1 pseudogene is annotated in these 834 nt (G+C 64.5%); it reads right to left on the reverse strand.

The features are described from left to right. Positions 1–834 (reverse strand): annotated as a pseudogene (locus ACFFNA_RS40855) (IS1380 family transposase); the annotation flags it as partial.

The raw sequence follows: 834 nt of genomic DNA on the forward strand, positions 1-834 counted from the left end.
GGCATCGCGGCGCGCAGGCCCCACATCAGCCAGTAGGCGCCGGCATGCAGGAACAGCCGGAACTGGTTGGCCGTCGCTCTTGTGCAGGATGTGCGGTCGGCGGCCACGACTTGATGTGGTTCTCGGCAGCGCCGCGCCGGCAGTAGACATCCTCGTAGAGCGCCTTGGCCTTGCCACTTGCAAGGTTGGTGACGATGAAGCGGGTATCGGCACCTTGGGCGCCGACCTCGACGCGGGCGATGATGCGCTCTACGCGGCTCCAACTGTCGGCGCCGTCAAAAAACTCCTTGAAGCGGCGGACCTTGTTCGTCTTCGATGCTTCAAAACGCGCCATCGTGCTGCTCTCCAGGTCCGCGACATGCTTGCGCAGGGTCGTGGTGGGCGCCACGCCGAGGATGAAGTCGACATCGTTGGCGCGGCACCAGTCGATGACCTGCGGGCTGCAGTAATGCCCGTCGGCCCGGATAAGGATGCCGGTGTTCGGCCAGTTGCTCCGGATCGCCCGCACCAGGCGGCGCAGGTGGGGGCGGATTTCAGCCCCGCTCGGCCGCTTCGCTGGTCGCAGGACCGCACCGACGAACCGGCCGTCGCCATCGAACACAACAATCGGCTGGAAGCCGTATTCGTCGTAATGGGCATTGAACAGCCGCAATTGCTGGCCGCCATGCACGGCGTCAAAAGTGTCGTCAATGTCGAGCACGATCCGCTTCGGAACCTGCCGGAAGGAAGAGCAATAGAGGTCGACCATCGCACGGCCCATAACGACCAGTTCCCGCACGCCAGGCAGGTTCTCCAGCCGGCACATCGTCGATTGCGAGGCCAGATCCCGACCCG

This window comes from Mesorhizobium kowhaii, from assembly GCF_042431665.1.
Classification (GTDB): Bacteria; Pseudomonadota; Alphaproteobacteria; order Rhizobiales; family Rhizobiaceae; genus Mesorhizobium; species Mesorhizobium kowhaii.